The 20,480-nt window shown below is 61.6% G+C and carries 15 protein-coding genes; 1 reads left to right on the forward strand and 14 read right to left on the reverse strand.

The window, feature by feature from the left end; all coding sequences use genetic code 11:
* Positions 1-21 precede the first annotated feature (21 nt).
* The 7 genes from AB8E48_RS04420 to dapB all read right to left on the reverse strand — a co-directional run bounded on the left by AB8E48_RS04420 (position 22) and on the right by dapB (position 9,649).
* Positions 22-612 (reverse strand): CinA family protein, encoded by a 591-nt coding sequence (locus AB8E48_RS04420; RefSeq protein ID WP_368885892.1) that lies wholly within the window; start codon positions 610-612, stop codon positions 22-24.
* Between the two features lie 100 nt (positions 613-712).
* Complete coding sequence (pgsA, locus tag AB8E48_RS04425; RefSeq protein WP_049356045.1) at positions 713-1,360, reverse strand: CDP-diacylglycerol--glycerol-3-phosphate 3-phosphatidyltransferase; 648 nt, start codon at positions 1,358-1,360, stop codon at positions 713-715.
* Positions 1,361-1,560: 200 nt separating this feature from the next.
* Complete coding sequence (locus AB8E48_RS04430) at positions 1,561-4,722, reverse strand: DNA translocase FtsK 4TM domain-containing protein (protein WP_368885893.1); 3,162 nt, start codon at positions 4,720-4,722, stop codon at positions 1,561-1,563.
* A 256-nt stretch (positions 4,723-4,978) separates the two neighbouring features.
* Positions 4,979-6,694, reverse strand: a complete 1,716-nt coding sequence (locus tag AB8E48_RS04435; RefSeq protein ID WP_049348890.1) for a ribonuclease J — start codon at positions 6,692-6,694, stop codon at positions 4,979-4,981.
* Positions 6,695-7,076: 382 nt separating this feature from the next.
* A complete protein-coding gene (dapA, locus tag AB8E48_RS04440; protein ID WP_070600699.1) occupies positions 7,077-8,012 on the reverse strand; it encodes a 4-hydroxy-tetrahydrodipicolinate synthase in 936 nt (311 codons plus the stop codon).
* A gap of 194 nt (positions 8,013-8,206) precedes the next feature.
* Entirely contained in the window at positions 8,207-8,869 is a 663-nt protein-coding gene (locus AB8E48_RS04445; RefSeq protein ID WP_368885894.1) for a tetratricopeptide repeat protein, read from the reverse strand.
* Between the two features lie 9 nt (positions 8,870-8,878).
* Positions 8,879-9,649, reverse strand: a complete 771-nt coding sequence (gene dapB / locus AB8E48_RS04450) for a 4-hydroxy-tetrahydrodipicolinate reductase (protein WP_368885895.1) — start codon at positions 9,647-9,649, stop codon at positions 8,879-8,881.
* A gap of 254 nt (positions 9,650-9,903) precedes the next feature.
* Here dapB and AB8E48_RS04455 point away from each other — a divergent pair, with 254 nt between their 5' ends.
* Complete coding sequence (locus AB8E48_RS04455; protein ID WP_368885896.1) at positions 9,904-11,862, forward strand: acyltransferase family protein; 1,959 nt, start codon at positions 9,904-9,906, stop codon at positions 11,860-11,862.
* Positions 11,863-12,030: 168 nt separating this feature from the next.
* On the opposite strand, the gene AB8E48_RS04460 is transcribed toward AB8E48_RS04455, so the two are convergent.
* The 7 genes from AB8E48_RS04460 to AB8E48_RS04490 form a co-directional block, all read right to left on the reverse strand.
* Positions 12,031-13,362, reverse strand: a complete 1,332-nt coding sequence (locus tag AB8E48_RS04460) for a M16 family metallopeptidase (RefSeq protein ID WP_368885897.1) — start codon at positions 13,360-13,362, stop codon at positions 12,031-12,033.
* Between the two features lie 211 nt (positions 13,363-13,573).
* Entirely contained in the window at positions 13,574-15,793 is a 2,220-nt protein-coding gene (locus AB8E48_RS04465; RefSeq protein ID WP_368885898.1) for a polyribonucleotide nucleotidyltransferase, read from the reverse strand.
* A 405-nt stretch (positions 15,794-16,198) separates the two neighbouring features.
* Positions 16,199-16,468 carry a 30S ribosomal protein S15 gene (rpsO, locus tag AB8E48_RS04470; RefSeq protein WP_005507098.1) on the reverse strand — a complete coding sequence of 90 codons (270 nt, stop codon included), beginning with the start codon at positions 16,466-16,468 and terminating at the stop codon, positions 16,199-16,201.
* Between the two features lie 310 nt (positions 16,469-16,778).
* Entirely contained in the window at positions 16,779-18,194 is a 1,416-nt protein-coding gene (locus AB8E48_RS04475; RefSeq protein ID WP_314938715.1) for an amino acid permease, read from the reverse strand.
* Between the two features lie 252 nt (positions 18,195-18,446).
* Entirely contained in the window at positions 18,447-18,785 is a 339-nt protein-coding gene (locus AB8E48_RS04480; protein ID WP_049341701.1) for a hypothetical protein, read from the reverse strand.
* 233 nt (positions 18,786-19,018) lie between these two features.
* Entirely contained in the window at positions 19,019-19,912 is an 894-nt protein-coding gene (mtnN, locus tag AB8E48_RS04485) for a 5'-methylthioadenosine/S-adenosylhomocysteine nucleosidase (protein WP_049341700.1), read from the reverse strand.
* On the reverse strand, positions 19,912-20,370 hold the full coding sequence (locus AB8E48_RS04490) for an S-ribosylhomocysteine lyase (RefSeq protein ID WP_005507094.1): 459 nt from the start codon (positions 20,368-20,370) through the stop codon (positions 19,912-19,914). The genes mtnN and AB8E48_RS04490 overlap by 1 nt, the downstream gene beginning before the upstream one ends.
* Positions 20,371-20,480 lie beyond the last annotated feature (110 nt).

Below are 20,480 nucleotides of genomic sequence, written 5' to 3' on the forward strand. Positions count from 1 at the left end.
GGTACCGCACAGCCCGGCACGCTACGCCAGCTCGTTCTCCAGCACACCACCGGCACCGCCGCGCACCGCACGCGCCAGCAGAGCAATCGCATCCGCGCTCGCCGCCGCACGAATCTGCGCGCGGTCCCCCGAATAGTGGCGCTCAAACACCTCGGTGCTGCCCGGTAAACGCACTCCGATATAGACCGTGCCCACCGGCTGCCCATCCGCAGGATCGGGGCCGGCAACACCCGTGGTCGACACCGCATAATCGGCGCCGCACACCCGCGCCGCGCCGACCGCCATCTGCACCGCCACCGCAGGATGCACCGCGCCCTCACGCGCCAGCAGCTGAGCATCCACGCCCAGCACCTGCGCCTTCACCTCGTAGGCGTAGGAAATCACGCCGCCTCGGTAATACGCGGATGCGCCCGGCACCGTACAAATCGCGCCGCCCACATCCCCGCCGGTCAGCGACTCAGCCGTCGCCACCTGCACCGGGCCTTCCTGGGAGGCACGCAGCCGCACCGCATCGCGCAGTAGCAGCGCCGCTGCCTCCGGGGTGCCGGAGAAAACCTCAGCGGAAGAAAGCTCAAGGGACAGAGCATCTTCAAGTACGAGGGGAACCATCATTCTCTCCTTTCAGCGGCGCATCGCCGCCCAAAACCTCACGCGGCACGCAACGCGCCGCAGGTACAGCGAAGGGGAGCAGCACACGCTACTCCCCTCACCTCTAGTTACCGCCGCCCTGGGAGGCCTGAGCCTGCAACCAGTTACGACGCAAAATATACGCATCACGCACATACACCAAGCCGGTCCACACGGTAATCGCGGTGACCGCACCCATCAGAACCCAACCCGGAATCAGCCAGCCAATACCCAGCTGACCCAGCGGCAGAAGCATCAGCACCAGCGCCACCGTCTGCAGCACGGTCTTAATCTTGCCACCCTTACTAGCCGCCATCACGCCGTACTTAATGACGAACAGGCGCATGATCGTAATGCCCCACTCACGCAGCAGAATCACAATCGTCACCCACCACCACAGCTCGCCCAGCGCCGACAGCACAATAAACGCCGCGCCGGTCAGGAACTTATCGGCAATCGGGTCAGCAATCTTACCGAAGCTCGTAATCAGATTACGCGAGCGCGCCAGGTAGCCATCCGCCCAGTCCGTGAGCATGGCAAGAATAAAAATAATCCACGCCAGCCAGCGGTGCGTCGGATCAGCGGCACCAAAGGTACCGCCCGCAACCAGGGCAACGATAAAGAAAGGAACCGCAATAATACGCAGAACCGTCAACACATTCGGCACATTCCAGTTCGAAGGCTTCGCTGTGCTGACCGCACCGGCGGGTGCGGAATTGCGAGCTTCACTCATATCGGCTCCTTACGGGTAGATGGCTTTCGACGGTGAGAGACCGCGTACGCACCGACACCTAATCGTATCGGGGGTACGCAAACACCCCGTACCGTCCATTATACGTGTGCCGTAGCAGACATCACGGGGACGATACGGGGTGCATGTCGCGCGCTCACTCAGCCGAGTGGACTCAGCCGAATGGACAGGGCGCTGAAGGACTAGCGGCCGGTCAGCTGCCAGGCATCCTCCGAACCCTCATCATCGGACTCATCGAAATAGTCGGTGACCGGCTCACCCGGATCCACCGCATTCGCGTACGGGTCAGCCGCCGGAGGCTCCTCACCGCGAATACGCGCCAGGGTCGCCTGCAGGTCATCCGGGCGGACCAGTACCTCACGTGCCTTCGAACCTTCCGAGGGACCCACCACGCCCTGCGACTCCAGCAGGTCCATGATGCGTCCGGCCTTCGCGAAGCCCATGCGCAGCTTACGCTGCAGCATCGAAGTCGAACCGAACTGGGTCGTAATCACGATCTCCGCCGCCTGCAGCAGGTCGTCGAGGTCATCGCCGATTTCCTCATCAATCTGCTTCTTCGCGGCAGACACCATCACGTCCTCACGGTAGATGGTCGGTGCCTGCTTCTTCACGTGCTCAACCACGGCGTGAATCTCAGACTCAGACACCCACGCACCCTGAACACGCATCGGCTTCGAGGCACCCATCGGCAGGAACAGTGCGTCACCCTGACCAATCAGCTTCTCAGCGCCGGGCTGATCCAGCACCACGCGAGAGTCAGTAACCGAGGAGGTCGCAAACGCCATACGGGACGGAACGTTCGCCTTAATCAGACCGGTCACCACGTCCACCGACGGACGCTGGGTCGCCAGCACCAGGTGAATACCCGCCGCACGCGCCAGCTGCGTGATACGAACAATCGCCTCTTCCACGTCACGCGGAGCAACCATCATCAGATCGGCGAGCTCGTCCACAATCACCAGCAGGTACGGGTACTCGTGCACCGTGCGCTTGCTGCCGGGTTCGGGCTGAACCTTGCCCTCACGCACCGCCTTGTTGAAGTCGTCCACGTGCTTGTAGCCGTAGTGGGCGAGGTCATCGTAGCGGGCATCCATCTCACGAACCACCCACTGAAGAGCCTCAGCAGCCTTCTTCGGGTTCGTAATAATGGGCGTAATCAGGTGAGGAATACCCTCGTAGGCGGTCAGCTCCACGCGCTTGGGGTCAACCATCACCAGGCGCACCTGGTCGGGGGTTGCACGCATCAGAATCGAGGTAATCATCGAGTTCACGAACGACGACTTACCGGCACCGGTCGCACCAGCAACCAGCATGTGCGGCATCTTCGCGAGGTTCGCCAGCACGAAACCGCCCTCAACGTCCTTACCCACACCCATGACCATCGGGTGATGGTTCGCGTGAGCCTGCGGGGAACGCAGCACATCACCCAGGGCAACGGTCTCACGGTCCGTATTCGGAATCTCAATACCAATCGCGGACTTACCCGGAATCGGCGACAGAATACGAACATCCGGGCTCGCCACAGCGTACGCAATGTTCTTGCTCAGCGCGGTCACACGCTCCACCTTCGTGGCGGGACCCAGCTCAATCTCGTAGCGGGTCACGGTCGGGCCGCGCGAGAAGCCGGTGACCTGCGCATCGACCTTGAACTGCTCCAGCACGTTCGTCAGAGCCTCAACCACGTGCTCATTGACTTCGGAGGATTCCTTAGCGGGAGGACCGGAAACCAGCATTTCCTCCGAGGGCAGCACGTACGCGCCGCGGGAGGACTGCACAACCTGCTCGCCGCGCGCCTGTTCGGTGGTCGCCACCTGAGTATTGTTCTGCAGCGGGCGGGATGCACCAGCCTCGGGTGCTCGCGAAGCCGCGGGAGCCGCGTTCTTCGAGTGCGCGCCGGGCGAGTGCATGCGGGTTGGAATCGGAGGCTGAGCCGCAGGTGCGGCGGAAGCCGGGGCGGCGCACTGGTTCACTACCTGGTGCGGCTTCGTCTGCGGTGCAGCTTCCTCAGCGCCGCCGAAGCCGTCGTACGCCTCAACGTCAAAGAGGGGCTCTTCACCCGGGATACGGTTCACGCGGCCGTTCGCCACGGCGGCGCGCTGCACCTGGTCCAGGCGGGCAGCAGGCGCATCCGATGCCTCAACGTCGAAGAGGTCCGGGCTACTCGAATAAGCACTGTTCTGAGCGGAAGCACCCTGCGCAGCCGGTGCCTGGTTGAGGCGACCGGGCAGGCGGGACAGACGGTTCGGCTTAGCCGCAGGGCGTGCCTGTTGGGCGGATCCCTGCGCAGAATCCTGAGCAGAATCCGCGGGCTGTACCGGCATCTGCGTGGTCTCCGGGTGAGTCTCATCCACCACGGCGCTCACGAATGCCTCGTCACCGGCGTACTCGTCCAGGGAAGAATCGGTCGGCGCAGCGGGAGCAAAGCCCAACCAGCCGCGCAGACGCGAGAACAGACCACCAGACTTCTTAGCCGGGCGTGCTGGCTTCTCATCGTCACCGTACAGGTAGCTGCGGTCGTGCTCCTCAGCGCTCAGGTCCACGGTCTGAGTCGCATCCGAAGGGCTGTCCTTCACGGAGGTTCGAGTCGTGCCATTGGGCTTCTCACCCAGAGCCAGACCGACCAGGTGCAGGGTACGCGGCACCACCTGACGAATCGGAGTGTTCGTCAGAACCATCAGACCGGCAATACCCAGCAGCAGGTGAATCAGAATCTCAACGAACGCAATACCGCCGCTCACCCGCACAATCGGGGTGCCCAGCAGCACGCCAGCCACGCCACCACCAGCCCAAACGGCGTCAAAACCATCCGCGAACGTCGGGTGACCCACATGGCGGGCAAAGAACAGGGAGGTCGCCACCAGCATGATGAACGAGCCCAACGCCACGCGGTTATTACGCTTAATCAGGTCGGGCCCACGGAAAACACACCACGCCATGATGAGGCAGAACACCGGAATCAGCAGGGCACCCTGACCGAAAATACCGCCCAGCATGGTGTGCCAGGCGTCCAGCGGCGCTCGCAACAAACCGAGGGAAGTGTGGGCGCGCCAGTTGTACCATTCCACTCCGGCGCTAATCAGGCCGAACAGCAGAATGGTGAGCGCGCCGCCGTCACGACGGTCTTCGGGCGCAAGGTCGGTGCGCACCGCACCGATGGAGCGGAACAGCCCACCGATAGCGTGAGCGATGCTCAGCCAGACGGAGGAGATAGCGCCCGCTACAGGGTTCGCCGCGTTGGCACCGCGCTGGGCACCGCCTCGGGAGGTGGTGCGCTTGCGGGTGGTCTTCTTAGTGTTTGCTTTAGTAGAGGTCGTGTTACGACCCTTCGTGGTCCGTGGAGCCATACCTTTTAGGGTATCAACCTTCCCGTTAATGTACCGATTCTTTCGTTATCAGTGAGCTAAAAAGTGCGCCCCGTCCGATGCCTGCGAGGGCATTGATAGGGCGCTGATGAGGCGCTTCTCCCCTACTGCGTTCGCTTTCGCCTAGCTTTCACGCAGCTTTCACCCATACGTTCCGCAGATACACGGCAGGCGGGGCCGACACCAATGTATCGACCCCGCCTTTCGCTATGACAGGCATTTAGCCTCGCGCAGAGTGTTAGTTCTTCGCAGCCTTCGAGGTGTTCTCAACAACCACGGGAACAATCATGGGCTTGCGGCGCAGACGGCGAGAAATCCAGGCACCGATGGTGCGGCGCACGATCTGCTGCAGCTGCTGCACGGTGTGCACCTTTTCGGGTGCGCGGTGCAGAGCATCCTCCAGAGCGGCGGTAATCTTCGGAACGATCTCGTCGAAGACCGAGTCGTCCTCAGCGATACCGCGAGCGTGAATATCCGGACCGGTCACCACGCGCTTGGTGGCGCGATCCACCACGGTCACGATGGACACGAAGCCCTCTTCACCCAGGATGCGGCGGTCCTTCAGGTCGCTCTCGGTGACCTCACCGACAGAGCGGCCGTCAACGTACAGGTACTCGCAGGGAACCTCGCCCACCACGGACGCCACGCCATCGCGCAGGTCCACAACGGTGCCGGACTCGCAGAGCAGCACGTTCTTCTTCGGAACGCCGGTCTCCATCGCCAGGTCACCGCTAGCAATCAGGTGGCGAACCTCGCCGTGAACAGGCATAACATTCTTCGGCTTGAGGATGTTGTAGCAGTACAGCAGCTCACCCGCGGCAGCGTGACCGGAAACGTGGACCTTCGCGTTGCCCTTGTGCACCACGTTAGCGCCCAGCTTCATGAGGGCGTTGATGATGCGGAAGACGCTGGTCTCGTTACCGGGAATCAGCGAGGAGGCGAGCACCACGGTGTCGCCGGGCTCAATCTGAATCTTGTGGTCACCGTTCGCCATGCGCGACAGTGCCGCCATCGGCTCGCCCTGCGAACCGGTGCACATCATCACGATCTGGTCGGGGCGGTAGTCGTCAACCTTCTTCAGGTCCACCAGCACGTTGGCGGGAACCTTCAGGTAGCCCAGCTTCTCAGCGATGGTCATGTTGCGGACCATGGAGCGGCCCACGAGCACGACCTTGCGGCCACGCTCAGCGGCTGCGTCCAGAACCTGCTGCACACGGTGAACGTGCGAGGAGAAGGACGCCACAATGATGCGGCCGCTCGCGTCACGGAATACGTTCGACAGCACCGGACCGATGTGCTTCTCGGTCGGGGTGAAGCCGGGAACCTCAGCGTTGGTGGAGTCCGGCAGGAACAGGTCCACGCCCTCCTCGCCCAGGCGAGCGAAGTGGCGCAGGTCGGTGATGCGGCCATCCAGCGGCAGCTGGTCCATCTTGAAGTCACCGGTGTGCAGAACCTTGCCAGCCTTGGTACGGATGTAAACAGCCAGTGCGTCCGGAATCGAGTGGTTCACAGCAACGAACTCGCACTCGAACGGGCCGAAACGCTCCACCTGGTGTTCCTTCACCGCGAGGGTGTAGGGCTTGATGCGGTGCTCGGCGAGCTTCGCCTCGACCAGCGCCAGGGTCAGTTCGGAGCCGACCAGGGGGATGTCGGGGCGGCGGCGCAGCAGGTAAGGAACCGCACCGATGTGGTCCTCGTGGCCGTGGGTCAGCACCATGGCGACCACGTCGTCCAGACGGTCGACAATGTAGCTGAAGTCGGGCAGAATCAGGTCCACGCCGGGCTGGGACTCTTCGGGGAAGAGCACGCCGCAGTCAACAATCAGCAGCTTGCCGTTGATTTCGTACACGGTCATGTTACGACCGACTTCGCCCAGACCGCCCAGGGGCACCACGCGCAGGGTGTCCTTCTTCAGGCGGGGAGGCAGGGGAAGATTCGCTTCAAAGACGCTCATCGTGTGTCTCCTCTTTCTTCTATGTTTTCTTGTGATGTCTGTGATTCGTAGGCGACGCTTCGTACCGCAAGCACCCCAGCCGACTCTCATGTGCCGAGGCGGTGGTGCTGCCGGTGCGTCCAAATCACCGAAAGTATTCAAAAGTATTCGGGGCGTAGTGCTCGGGTGCCTCTGACTAAGTTGGGCCCCTGTCTGAGTGGGAGCCGAATCATTGGGCGGTAAACCGCGACAATACGCCAGAGCGGACCCCTCACCTAGTGTTAGGTGTGGAGTCCGCATCCGTTGGCTACATCACTCGCCCCGAAAGCGGGGCGTAGGGTAGCCGAATTCCTCTATATATACGCTCCCGACGCTATTGCGTGCGCCGGGTATGCGTCAAAGTTTAGGAGTTCTTGAGGGTGTGAGCAATGCTCGAGGAGAGCAGGTCAGCTCGCATAGCCTGTGCCACCTCCGGCTCGGAGAGTACGTGCGGCAGGCGAACGACGGGCTCATCCAGCACACCCTGCCAGGAGAGAATTTCCTTGGCGGCAACGCAACCGGGCGCACGGCCCATGGTTGCGCGGACAATCGGAGTCAGTTCCAGGTGAAGACGCTGCGCCTCCACCAAATCCTGTGCAACAACAGCATCAATCAGGGCACGGAAGAGTGCGGGTGCCACGTGCGCGGTCACCGAAACGAGGCCGACGGCGCCCATTGCCATCCAGGGAAGGGTCAGTCCGTCATCGCCGCTGTAGTAGTGCAGGTCGGTGGTTGCCATGACTTCGGTTGCGGCACCGAAGTCTGCCTTGGCGTCTTTCACCGCTACAATACTATCAATTTCTGCAAGGCGACGGTAGGTTTCGGGTGCGATGGGGATGCCCGCACGACCCGGAATATCGTACAGCATGACGGGGGTCTCAGTTGCTTGAGCAACGGTCGCAAAATGGGCGTAGACACCCGGCTGAGTCGGCTTGTTGTAGTAGGGGGTCACGACCAGCAGGCCGTCCACACCAATCTTTTCGGCGCGATGCGCCAGCTCAATAGTATGCGCGGTGTCGTTCGAACCAACACCGGCAATAATCTTCGCGCGAGAGCCGACGGTGTCCTTTACGATCTGGAAGACGCGCTCGTTCTCATCATCGGTCATGGTGGAGTATTCACCGGTGGTACCGCAGACCACCAGGCCGTCGTGGCCGTTCTCCACAAGGTAGTTCGCCAGGTCCGCGACCTGCTTTTCGTCAACGGAACCGTCCTTAGCGAAGGGGGTCACCATTGCGGTCAGGAGGCGACCGAAGACGGGCTCAACAAAAGTACCGGGGTTCGAAAGGTTCTCAGACATACGTCCAGAGTACGCCTAAAATGCAGATTTTTCCGTTAGAACGCATAAATTTTCATACGTGTTCTACTATTCGGACTCTTTCAAACCCGCGGTACTTCCACAAGAGCCTATGAAACCGGGCACACAGCCTCGGCGTTATCAACCTCATACCGAAACTAAATGCGGTACCGGCTACGGACCGCCAAGGACGGCTCCTACCGCATACCCTTCGCGGCACCGCCCGAACGCAACGCCCACGCATTACGCATCGCTGCACGGGCACGCTTGCGCTCGCCGCCGGCATCGTACATGCACGCCAGGTTGAACCACGCCTTCCAGCTATTCGGGTTCTGCTCCACCGCCGCGGCGAAGCTCTCAAACTCCACCGCTGCCGCCTCACGGTCCACCTTACCGCTCGGGGTGCGAGGCAGGGTATCCTCCGCCAGTTCGTCTGAAGCCGCCAGCTCCTGAGCCATCCGCTGAATACGAGCGCCAAAAAGCACCTCACGCACCAGCGCCCACGCGCCCAGAATCGGCAGCAGAATCATACCCGCGCCAAGCACGATGCCAGCTACAGAGCCGGAGGTCAGCATCACAAAGCCCTGCTGCGCAATATGCACCAGGTACAGGGTCAACAGCGCGCAGGTCAGCGCCGCGAAGGTCTTACCGAATCCGCCCGCATCCACCGTCACGAAGACGGCGCTAAAAATCAGCACGCCCAGAATAGAGGCACGCGCCGCCAGAGGTAGCGGCAGAATCAGCACGGTCAGAACCATCAGCACGCATGCGCAGACGGTCCACAGGCGCAGCGACGTCCACCAGGGGCTAGGAGCCTCGGAAGATACCTGCGAGTTCTCGGGTGAAGTCTGTTCAGACATAACGCTCCCCTACGACAAATCCATGTAGGCGTCCAAGCCCACGCTCAAACCCGGATGCGCCGCCACCTCACGCACGCCCAGCAGCACGCCGGGCATGAAGGAGGCACGGTCAAAGGAATCGTGACGAATCACCAGCTGCTGGCCGGGGTCACCCAGCAGAATTTCCTGATGCGCCACCATGCCGCGCAGACGCACCGCGTGCACGTGAATATCCTCAATGACGGCGCCGCGCGAACCCAGCGGGTCGGAGGTGGTGGCATCCGGGCTTGCACCCACGCCAGCCTCCGCGCGGGCGGCGGCAACCTTGCGGGCGGTGTGCACCGCGGTACCGGAGGGGGCATCCACCTTATTCGGGTGGTGAATCTCAATGATTTCTACCGACTCGAAGTAGCGTGCCGCCTTCGCCGCGAACTCGGTTGCCAGGATCGAACCAATCGCAAAGTTCGGGGCGATCAGCACACCTACCTCGGGGTGCTCAGCCAGTAGTGTTCGCAGGGAGTCCAGACGTTCGGGGGTCCAACCGGTCGTACCCACCACCGCGTGCATGCCGTGCTCCACCGCGAAGCGCACGTTCGCCTCGCTGGATTCGGGAACGGTCAGGTCAATCACAATCTCGGCGCCGGCATCGACCAGCTCCTGCAGGTCGTCGCCGCGGCCCAGTGCCGCCACCAGGTCCATGTCTGCGGAGGTGTTGACGGCGCGCACCGCCTCGGAACCCATACGGCCCGCGGCACCGAGTACCGCTACCTTCCAGATTTTTTCGTCAACCTCGTGGGTCATGATTCTCTCCTCCGTAGCTTGTTAGCACCCCGACGATGGGGGACGTACAGCCTCTATTATCCCCCGTGTGGGTGCGATGCACGCCATCATACACACGGACTGAGATACCCGGCGGGCCCCATAAAGGCGACATGAATACAAAAGGTGACATCTTATATGCGTCATATAAGGTTAGTTATCTGCCATCTAAAGGGAACAAACATATAATTAGGAAGTATTTCTATAATTTCCGTCCTACGGAGTACACAGACAGTATGAAGTCCCTCTTTACCTCCTCCGTGCGTCCAGATGAGGCTAACCGGCGTTATATTCTGCCGGGTCTGGACGGCCTGCGAGCAATCGCTGTGCTCCTCGTGATGGTGTACCACTTCTGGCCCACCGTACTACCCGGCGGCATGATTGGCGTGGATATCTTCTTCGTCATCTCTGGCTTCCTGATTACCTCCCTGCTTCTGCGTGAGGGTGCTCTCACCGGCAAAATTGCCCTGGGTAGCTTCTGGATTCGCCGTGCCCGCCGCCTGCTTCCCGCCATTACCCTGCTGATCCTGGTCATGGGACCGGTCAGCCTGCTCATTGGCGGCGATATTCAGGTGAACCTGGGCCGTCAGCTCGCCGGTGCGGCGACCTTCTCATCCAACTGGATTTCCATTTTTGCCGGTAACGACTATTTCGCGCAGACCTCCCCGGAGCTCTTTACGAACTTCTGGTCGCTGGCGGTGGAAGAACAGTTCTATGTGGTCTGGCCGCTGCTGATTGTTGCGGCTGGCCTGCTGCTGCGCCGCCGCTGGCGTCGTTTTAGCGTGGTTATGGTGCTGGGCATTATTGCGTCGTTGAGCGTTGCTACCGCTCTTTTGATGTCCGGCGCACCCATCAGCCGCGTCTACTACGGCACCGACACCCACCTCTACGGTCTACTACTCGGCGCCCTGCTGGCGTTCGCGCGCCCCTGGTCGCTGTACCCGCCGCTGCAGCAGTCCGTGCTGTACCGCGTGGCTCAGCCCTTCGGTCTGGTCGCATTCGCCCGCGTCATGATCAGCTGGCTGTCCCTGTTCGCGCTGATTCCCTACGCGATCCTGGTTCCCGAGTCGGCACCCGGCGCGATTCCCTGGGGTCTGTTCGGCGCCTCCCTGCTGGCTCTGGGCGTGATTCAGGGTATGCTACCCGACATGCTCGCTGGCGCCTCCGAGATGCTACGCCGCTTGCTGAACTTCGCGCCCCTGCGCTGGGTGGGCGAACGCTCCTACGGCCTGTACCTGTGGCACTGGCCGCTTGCCGTGGTCATGCACTACCTGCTGGGTGCGGACCGCTCCCCACTGGTGAACGTGGGTGTTCTGGTGGCGACCTTCGCGATTGCGGAGATGTCGTACCGCTGGGTTGAGACCCCGATTCGCCGCTACGGTTTCCGTGGTAGCGCTAACCGTGCTGTGGCGGCTTTCCAGTCCTCCCGCACCAAGTTCCTGCCGGTTTCGGCGGTCCTGGCTGTTGTTGTAGCGGCAGCCTCGACCGGTCTGGCGGTGCACACCGCTCCCGCTATGACCGCAGCCCAGCAGTCCGTTGAGGACGGCAAGCGTGTTGCCGCTGAGCGCCTGAAGGCACGCCAGGAGGCGCAGGCTGCGAGCGCGTCAGCTAACCCGAGCGCGTCCGCCGCAGATAAGGATGCGAAGGCTTCTACCTCTGCTAGCCCCTCCGCGTCGAAGGCCGCAACCGGCTCCGTGAACTCTTCGCAGGTGACCGTTGTGGGTGACTCCATTGTGGTCGCAGTGTCCCCCGAGCTGTACGACAAGATGCCCGAGGCATCCATCGACGCGGCGGAGGGACGAACCATCGCCAAGGCTCTGCCGATTATTAAGACCATGGGTGCCAACGGCCAGATTCGTAAGACCTTCGTGCTGTCGGTGACCGCGAACTCAACCATTCTGGACGGTCAGCTCGACGAGGTTCTGGCGGCTATGCCTGCCGATTCTAAGCTGGTGCTGGTGACTGGTTACGGCCCGCGCAACCTGACCTGGATTGATTACTCGAATGGAAAGATTCGCGAGTTCGCGGCACAGCATTCTGACCGCGTGGTGATTGCGGATTGGAACTCTACGATTCGTCAGGCTCTGCAGACTCAGAGCGGTCTGCTCGCTTCTGACGGCGTACACCCGGAGGCTGCCGGCCAGGAGCTCTACGCGCAGGTTCTGATGGAAGCTATTGCCAAGGCGCAAAAGTAGTACTGTTCAGAAGTAGCTTTTCGGGTTCTGCCGCTCGTGCTGAGCGTCAAAAGCATGGGCGGCAGATGGCCCCGATGCCTTACGTCCGATAAACGAAAATACCCGTTCCCTCCCCCGCATTGATGGGGTGTGGGAACGGGCATTTTTGTGCTGTATCAGCGTTGAGGGTTAGCGCACGATGGTGGTAATCATCTGCTGCTCACCCAGGTACGCCGCCAGGTCGCGGACCTCCTCCAGGGAGACCGCGCGAATCTTCTCCAGCAGTTCGTCGGTGCTGGTGAACAGACCCGAGTCCAACTCGGCACGGCCCAGACGGGACATGCGCGAACCCGAATCTTCGCTACCGAGCACAGTGGAGCCAGCCAGCTGGCCGCGGACCTTCGTCAGCTCCTCCTCGGTAATACCGGCGGTGGCGAGCTTATCGAACTCGTAGCCCATAACCTCGCGCACCTGCTCGGTCTTGGCGGGCAGACAGCCCGCATACATGCCGAAGTAGCCGGCGTCCGAGTACGCGCCGGAGAACGCGAACGTGCTGTAGGCGAGGCCGCGCTTCTCGCGGATTTCCTGGAACAGGCGCGAGGACATGCCCGCACCGAATGCGCTGGTCAGCACGCTCATGGCGTAGCGGCGGTCGTCGCCGGCGATAATGCTCGGGCAACCCATCACAATATTGGTCTGCTCGAAGCCCTTCTCCACCTCACGCAGCTCGCTCAGCGGAACAATGCCGCTGTCGTTGCGTACGCGACGCGGTGCCGGTGCCATACCCTCCTGCAGGTCCCAGCCGTAGCGGGTCAGCGCCTCCAGCACGAGGCGGACCATGGTGCTGTGCTCCAGCGAACCAGCGGCAGAAATGACCAAGCGGTCCGGGGTGTAGTAGCGCTTGTAGTGCTCCCACACGGCGTCACGCGGCACCTCGGTAATCTCCTGCGGGGTACCGCCAATGGGGCGGCCCAGCGGGTTATCGCCCATGAGCTGCTCCACGAAGTTCTCGAAGGCAACGTCGGTCGGGTCGTCCTGGTCCATGGCGATCTCTTCGAGAATCACGGCGCGTTCCTGCTCCAGGTGAGCCGGGTCCAGCAGGGCGTTGGTGACCATGTCGGTGATGACGTCCACCGCCATGGGTGCGTCATCGTCGAGCACACGTGCGTAGTAGCAGGTGTGCTCCTTAGCGGTCAGGGCGTTAGATTCGCCGCCTACCGCGTCGAAGGAGGATGCAATGTCCAGGGCGGTGCGGGTGCCGGTGCCCTTGAACAGCAGGTGCTCCAGGAAGTGGGTGGAGCCAAGCATGCCGGGGGCCTCGTCACGGGAGCCAACTCCCACCCAGAAGCCGATGGATACGCCGCGAGTACCGGGCATTTTTTCGGTAATCACGCGCACGCCACCAGGCAGGATGGAGCGGCGCACCTCATTGCCGCCTACACCTTCGTAGATGAGGCGGCCGTGCTCGTAGTTGAGCTCTTCGGCGATTGCCTCAAGCTCGACGGGCAGGGAAATAGACATAGAGAGAAGAACCTTTCAACAGGTACGTCTGAAGGTGAGCTCACCGTCCCGTTACCAGTAGACAGTCCGGGAGTAGACAGTCCGGGTTAATAGGGCGGGTGAGCGTCAGAAGATGCATATAAGCACAGCGAAGGGGCGCCCGGTGCATCCGGCGGGGTGTGAACCGCACCGGGTGCGCCGAACGCCCCTCATCACTTAGCGGGGGTTACGACTACTCGTCGTCGCCACCCTCAACGACCGGTGCCAGCGAGAGCTTGCCGCGGTCATCAATCTTGGTGATCTCCACCTGGACCTTCTGGCCCACGGAGACAACGTCCTCAGCGTCAACAACGCGCTTGCCGCCGTTGAGCTTACGCATCTCGGAGATGTGCAGCAGGCCGTCCTTACCGGGGGTCAGGGAGATGAACGCACCGAAGTCGGTCACCTTCACCACGGTGCCCAGGTAGCGTTCGCCGACCTCGGGAACCTGCGGGTTAGCGATAGCGTTCACTGCCGAACGTGCAGCCTCGGCGGAGGGGCCGTCAGCTGCGCCGATGTATACGGTGCCGTCGTCCTCAATGGAGATGTCTGCGCCGGTGTCTTCCTGAATCTGGTTGATCATCTTACCCTTGGGGCCGATGACCTCACCGATCTTGGCGACCGGAATCTTCACGGAGATAATACGCGGTGCGAACTCGCTCATCTCGTCGGGTGCATCAATGGCGCTGGTGATGACCTCGAGGATGTGCAGGCGAGCCTCACGTGCCTGGGTCAGCGCGCCAGCGAGCACGGATGCGGGGATGCCGTCGAGCTTGGTGTCCAGCTGGATAGCGGTCACGAACTCGGAGGTACCGGCAACCTTGAAGTCCATATCACCCAGTGCGTCTTCCGCACCGAGGATGTCGGTCAGGGCTGCGTAGCGGGTCTCGCCGTCAACCTCGTCAGAGACCAGGCCCATTGCAATACCTGCAACGGGTGCGCGCAGCGGCACACCGGCGTTCAGCAGGGACAGGGTCGATGCGCAGACCGAGCCCATGGAGGTCGAGCCGTTGGAGCCCAGAGCCTCAGAGACCTGACGGATTGCGTAGGGGAACTCTTCGCGGGAGGGCAGCACCGGGGTGATTGCGCGTTCTGCGAGTGCACCGTGGCCGATTTCGCGGCGCTTGGGCGAACCCACGCGGCCGGTCTCACCGGTGGAGTACGGCGGGAAGTTGTAGTGGTGGATGTAGCGCTTGGACTTGACCGGGTGCAGGGAGTCCAGCTGCTGCTCCATCTTGAGCATGTTCAGGGTGGTGATACCCATGATCTGGGTTTCGCCGCGCTCGAAGAGAGCGGAACCGTGAACGCGGGGCAGGATTTCAACCTCAGCGGTGAGCTGGCGGATGTCGGTCAGGCCGCGGCCGTCGATACGGACCTGCTCGGTGAGGATGCGCTGGCGAACCACGTGCTTGGTCAGGGCAGCGAATGCTACGGAGACCTCGTTGGAGCGCTCTTCGAATTCCTTACCTTCGCCGGTGAGAGCTTCCATGAGCTCTTCCTGCAGCTCAGCTGCCGCTGCTTCGCGTTCCTGCTTGCCAGCGATGGAGTACACCTCTGCCAGGCGGTCTGCTGCGAATGCCTCAACTGCTGCGTCGACGTCCTCACCGTGGCCGCCGAAGAAGGGCAGTTCCAGGGCGGGCTTGCCTGCGCGAGCCACCAGGTCAGCCTGCGCCTTGCACAGTGCTGCGATGAAGGGCTTAGCTGCTTCCAGGCCCTCTGCGACAATCTCTTCGGTGGGGGCAGTCTGGCCGTCTTCCTTGATGAGCTTCCAGGAGTTGTCGGTTGCTTCTGCCTCAACCATCATGATGGCGACGTCTTCGGTACCGTCAGCCTTGGTGACGATACGACCTGCAACAGCCATGTCGAACACAGCGTTTTCCAGCTGGGAGTACTTGGGGAAGCAGACCCACTGGCCGTCGATCAGTGCCATGCGCACGCCACCGATGGGGCCGTTGAACGGCGCACCGGACAGGGAGGTCGATGCGGACGCAGCGTTGATTGCGAAGGTGTTGTAGATTTCGTCCGGCTCGTAGGTCAGGACGGTCACAACGACCTGAACCTCGTTGCGGATGCCCTTGGTGAAGGCGGGGCGCAGCGGGCGGTCAATCAGGCGTGCAGCCAGGATTGCCTCGGTGCTGGGGCGGCCTTCGCGGCGGAAGTACGATGCGGGAATCTTGCCGCCTGCGTACATGCGCTCTTCCACGTCCACGGTCAGCGGGAAGAAGTCGAAGCCCTCACGGGGAGACTTGCCGATTGCGGTTGCGGAGAGCAGGGTGGTCTCGTCATCGATGGTGACGAGGACGGAGCCAGCAGCCTGCTTTGCGAGGCGGCCGGTTTCAAAGCGCACGTGGCGCTTACCGTGAATGCCGTTGTCGATTTCGACTTCAGCAAACTTGATTTCGGGACCTTCCACGGTTCCTTCTTTCTTCTTGGCAGGCCGTACGGCGCACGAGTCGGCCTTCGATAGGAAACCACGGCACCTCTCCCCCGCCTTTTCGTGTGCTTGACGTGTGTCGGCACGGTTGTGGGAGTGGTGTTATTCCGTAATTCGCTACCGAGGACCGCGGCGTGTGTGCCAGTACGGCCTTCTGTTCTTTCTTTCAGGTGGGGCGGCGTCTTCTACCGATTTCTCGCAGTGAATCTAGCGTTGGAATCTAGCGCCGAATCTAGCGAGCGGAAGATGCGCCCCTCAACGCGGCAGTACGGACGCGCTGGCGCTACCCGCCTCCGTGTTGGAGGGTTGGTAGTGCTGACAGCACGTCCGCACACACCGCCTAAAGGCGATTAATCACCACAAAAGCGTCAAGACGCTCCTGTTTTATCGGCGCAGACCCAGGCGCTCGATCAGCGAACGGTAACGCTCGATGTCGACGCTCTTCAGGTAGCCGAGCATGTTGCGGCGACGACCAACGAGGATCATCAGGCCACGACGGGAGTGGTGATCGTGCTTGTGGAACTTCAGGTGCTCGGTCAGGTCGGCGATACGACGAGACAGAACTGCAATCTGAACCTCGGGCGAACCGGTGTCGCCCTCGTGGGTTGCGTATTCCTTGATGATTGCCTGCTTGACAGCGGGATCCAGTGCCACTTTTAACTCCTAGAGTTAGTACCGCATACGTCCCGTACGGACGGTTGCCGCCGGGTGGTGGGCTTACGCCCTGTAATACACGTCGTCTACTGCGGACTGCAGACGCGTTCTTCCCATTCTACGCTACCGGGGCGCTTTCGTGGAAGGGTGAGCAGAAGCCCGGCGACAGGTAGCTCATCACACTACCGGTCGCCGGGCTTCACAGTCGGGTTCTCACGCCGAGTCCTCGCACCGGGCTCTACGTTTATTCAGTGGGCTCTACGTTTATTCAGTGGGCTCTACGTTTATTCGGTGTCTGTGCTTCTGCTCCCTATGCTTCTGCTGCTTCTGCACGAGCGCGCACAACCACGAGGCGGTAGTAGACCAGCAGGAACAGGCACCAAATTGCGCCCATCACCAGCGCCAGCTGGGTGTCCGCGAAGCAGCCGAAGAGCACCACGATAAAGACCATGAACGCCAACGCCATGTAGCTCAGCCACAGGGGCTGGTGTACCGGCTGCGCCTCGGTATCGGCGCCGCTACGCTTGAAGGCAATGTGCGCCAGCAGAATCATGACCCACACGAATACGGTCGCGAAGGTTGCCAGGGAGGCGACCACCTCGAACGCGTTCTCGAAGAGCACGTTCACAATCACGCCGACCGCCATAACCAGCACCATGATGAGGGTGGTCATCCAGGGCGCACCATTCTTCGTAACCTTCGCAAAGGAAGCCGGCGCCAGGTTCTGCTTCGCCAGGCCGTACATCATGCGGCCGGCACCGTACACATCCGCGTTCAGCGCAGAGATGGCGGCGGTAATGATGACCACGTTCAGAATCGAAGCGGCAGCCGGAATGCCCAGTCCCTCAAAGATCTGCACGAACGGCGAGTTCGCCTTGGTCACCGAGTACCAGGGGTACAGGGACATGATGACCGACAGGGTCAGAATGTAGAAGATGAGGATGCGCAACGGCACCGTGCGAATCGCCTTGGGAATCGAGGTGCGCGGGTCCTTCGCCTCACCGGCGGCAATACCGATGTTCTCAATACCGCCGAAGGCAAACATCACCACGGTAAAGCAAGCGAGGAAGCCGGTAAATCCGTTTGCGAAGAAGCCGCCCTCAAGAGCCCAGAGGTTCGTAACCGAGGGCGCCACGGAGTCGTGCGCCTGCACACCCACGAAGAGCAGGGCGATACCGCCAACAATCATGGCGACAATGGCGCTGACCTTCACGAGCGTGAACCAGAATTCGGTCTCACCAAATGCCTTGACCTTCGCCAGGTTAATAGCGAGCAGAATCAGCAGGACCGAAACAATCCAAATCCAGGAGGGGCTGTTCGGGAACCAGAACTTCATGTACACGGCAAAGGCGGTGACGTCCGCGATGGCGACCAGCGCCATTTCCAGGGCGTAGGTCCAGCCGGTCACGAAGCCAGCCCAGCGTCCGAGGTAGCGGGTGGCGTATTCGGAGAACGCTCCGGAGACCGGGTGCGCCAGGGCGAGTTCGCCCATTGCGCGCATCACCATGAACACTGCCGCGCCGCCAATAACGTAGGCAAGCAACACGGAGGGGCCCGCCAGCTGAATGGCGGATGCAGAGCCGTAGAACAGGCCGGTGCCGATGGCGGAGCCGAGGGCGATGAACATGATGTGACGCAGGGAGAGTCCACGCGCTAGCTGCGGGCTCTCGGAGGTAGCCTCAGCTACGCCCTGCTGTACCGGGGATGAGTCCGGAGTGGTATTCATCTTCTTCTTTTCCTTTACCTCGTGGGGTGTACCCGCCGGTGGCGGGGAAACTTATCGAGCGGTGCCGCAGCTCAGCAGGTGACTGAGAGCGGTACCGGTTGATTCACTCCCCATCGAGTGATGGGGCGTTGCGCAGAAAGTGTTGCCTTCGCGCGTCGCCCCGTCGCATCCCTACCCAACCGGTACGGTGGGTGGGAACGCAAAAGACGGCGGGAAGGCAACGTTGCCTTTCCGCCGTCTTTTCGTCAAAGACTACTTCTGTCGCTTACGTCCAATGACGATAGAGCACAGAGCGGTTGCAGCAGTCACAGTGTAGACTGCGGGCCACGCGCCAAGCTTCTTGGCGAGCGGATGAGCGGCGCCGAACGCGCCGAGGTAGACAGCGGTGAGGAAGGTGGCACGGCCTGCGCCAGCCTTACGCTTCCAATTCTTGTAAGCCACGGCACCGCACAGTGCCAGGACAGCGCCACCGAGCGGGCGGATGCCGGTGCTAGATGCAACCTTGTAGCCACCGAGCAGACCGGTGACGGAGGCGAGAGTCGGGCAGAACTTCACGACGTACTCCTCTGTGAGATCGGACAGTTTCCTCATTCATAGTACTCCACGACACACAGAATGTATATTCACCGCGGTTAATATTTCTGCGTTTCTTACGGACCGGGTACATCAAGGTGCCTGATCATAAAAAGACTGGGGTACAAAAACCAGTACAAAAAGACCGGAATAAAAGGACCGGGGCGCAAACCCGTCAGGTTCACGCCCCGGCACTTGCCGCATGCGAGCTCATATCGTGCCGCATGCTCTAGAGCTTTAGTTCTAGAGCTTTAGAGAGCCAGCTCCAGCGCCTCCAGCTGCGCTTCGGTCCACAGCTCAGCAGCCAGCTGCAGCGCGTAACGAGCCGAACGAGGAGCCACCACATCCACGGAGAGGTGGAAGTCCTGGTCGGCCTCCGGGCCGCACAGATCAGACACGCAACGCACTCCGATAAACGGAATCTCGTAGTTGTGGCAGACCTGTGCAATCGCGGTGGTCTCCATGTCGGTGCTGATGGCGCCCTCGAATGCCTCGCGGGTGTCCTTCACGTTGTGAGCGGTCACGAAGGAGTTACCCGCCAGCATCTGGCCGCGGCGCACCTCCCACACGCTCTCAGCCTGCTCACGCACCGGCTCCAGTGCGGCGAGCGCATGCTCCAGAGCATCCTGCCACTCATCCGCCTGACCGTCGTAGCTTTCGGGCATGCCCGGAACCTGGCCGCGCGCGTAACCGAACGCGGTCGCGTCGGCGTCAGTGTAGGTGTAGTTCTCGCCAATCAGCACGTCGCCCACGTTAATGCCGCGAGCCAAACCGCCGGCGGTACCTGCGCTGATGACGCCCAAGCAGTTCGAGGAGTAGCTGATCGCCTCGGTGACGGCGCTCGCCGCGTTCACCAGACCAATCTTGGAACGAACCAGCAGCAGCGGAACCTGGTCCTCACCCACCTGCAGGTAACGCGGGTGGAATACTGCGGCGCCCTCGGTGAAGGACGGCTGCAGCTCCTCGGTCACCTTCAGGAAAGGTGCGAGCTCCTCATCCATTGCCACCTGAATGATGATGGCGTTAGACATGCCGTCCATCAGCTCAAACATGCTGTTAAACGCCTCAGCCGGGTCAAAAGCGTTCGGGTCAAAGTCCACCGGGTTGAAGGCGGATGCGAAAGCGTCAGGAATCTGCGCGCTCATTACGCCATCACCTGCGCCCACTCATCGCGTGCCGCGAGGAACTCGCGAGCCGCAGCCTGCGCACCCTCGAGGGTATGGTTAGCGCCCCAACCGCACTGCACCTCATTCGCCGCCGGAACCTCGGTCGCGTTGAGAATGTCGTTGAGGGTCGCCTCCAGAATCGGGAAGAACTCTTCGGGCTCCAGGCCCAGGGTCAGCGCGTAGAAACCGGTCTGGCAACCCATCGGGGAGAAATCAATCAGGCGGTCGGTGTGGTTGCGCATGTGCTCGGCGCTCAGGTGCTCGATGGAGTGCACGGTCGGCATCTCCAGGTGCGCGGTGTTCGGCTGGGTGAAGCGGATATCGTACTTGATGAGGGTGTCGCCACCGGGCAGAACCTTACGGTCCGCGATACGCACGTAGGGTGCCGCCACGGCGCGGTGGTCAAGGTTGAAGGATTCGACGTTCATTTTTTCCATGACTCTATCTTCTCTTAAAACGGAGGCGACTAAAACAGGGGGCGATACGGCAGGGAGCCGGTTCGGTGCATAGGTGCGGGTACGCAAAAGCCCCGGCGGCAGATCCGAAA

Source organism: Rothia mucilaginosa (assembly GCF_964211445.1).
GTDB lineage: Bacteria > Actinomycetota > Actinomycetes > Actinomycetales > Micrococcaceae > Rothia > Rothia mucilaginosa_E.

What these genes read in the sequence shown, in the direction of transcription:
- AB8E48_RS04420 (WP_368885892.1), bottom strand. Translation starts at nt 612, where the DNA reads ATGATGGTTCCCCTCGTACTTGAAGATGCTCTGTCCCTTGAGCTTTCT.
- pgsA (WP_049356045.1), bottom strand. Translation starts at nt 1,360, where the DNA reads ATGAGTGAAGCTCGCAATTCCGCACCCGCCGGTGCGGTCAGCACAGCG.
- AB8E48_RS04430 (WP_368885893.1), bottom strand. Translation starts at nt 4,722, where the DNA reads ATGGCTCCACGGACCACGAAGGGTCGTAACACGACCTCTACTAAAGCA.
- AB8E48_RS04435 (WP_049348890.1), bottom strand. Translation starts at nt 6,694, where the DNA reads ATGAGCGTCTTTGAAGCGAATCTTCCCCTGCCTCCCCGCCTGAAGAAG.
- dapA (WP_070600699.1), bottom strand. Translation starts at nt 8,012, where the DNA reads ATGTCTGAGAACCTTTCGAACCCCGGTACTTTTGTTGAGCCCGTCTTC.
- AB8E48_RS04445 (WP_368885894.1), bottom strand. Translation starts at nt 8,869, where the DNA reads ATGTCTGAACAGACTTCACCCGAGAACTCGCAGGTATCTTCCGAGGCT.
- dapB (WP_368885895.1), bottom strand. Translation starts at nt 9,649, where the DNA reads ATGACCCACGAGGTTGACGAAAAAATCTGGAAGGTAGCGGTACTCGGT.
- AB8E48_RS04455 (WP_368885896.1), top strand. Translation starts at nt 9,904, where the DNA reads ATGAAGTCCCTCTTTACCTCCTCCGTGCGTCCAGATGAGGCTAACCGG.
- AB8E48_RS04460 (WP_368885897.1), bottom strand. Translation starts at nt 13,362, where the DNA reads ATGTCTATTTCCCTGCCCGTCGAGCTTGAGGCAATCGCCGAAGAGCTC.
- AB8E48_RS04475 (WP_314938715.1), bottom strand. Translation starts at nt 18,194, where the DNA reads ATGAATACCACTCCGGACTCATCCCCGGTACAGCAGGGCGTAGCTGAG.
- AB8E48_RS04480 (WP_049341701.1), bottom strand. Translation starts at nt 18,785, where the DNA reads ATGAGGAAACTGTCCGATCTCACAGAGGAGTACGTCGTGAAGTTCTGC.
- mtnN (WP_049341700.1), bottom strand. Translation starts at nt 19,912, where the DNA reads ATGAGCGCGCAGATTCCTGACGCTTTCGCATCCGCCTTCAACCCGGTG.
- AB8E48_RS04490 (WP_005507094.1), bottom strand. Translation starts at nt 20,370, where the DNA reads ATGGAAAAAATGAACGTCGAATCCTTCAACCTTGACCACCGCGCCGTG.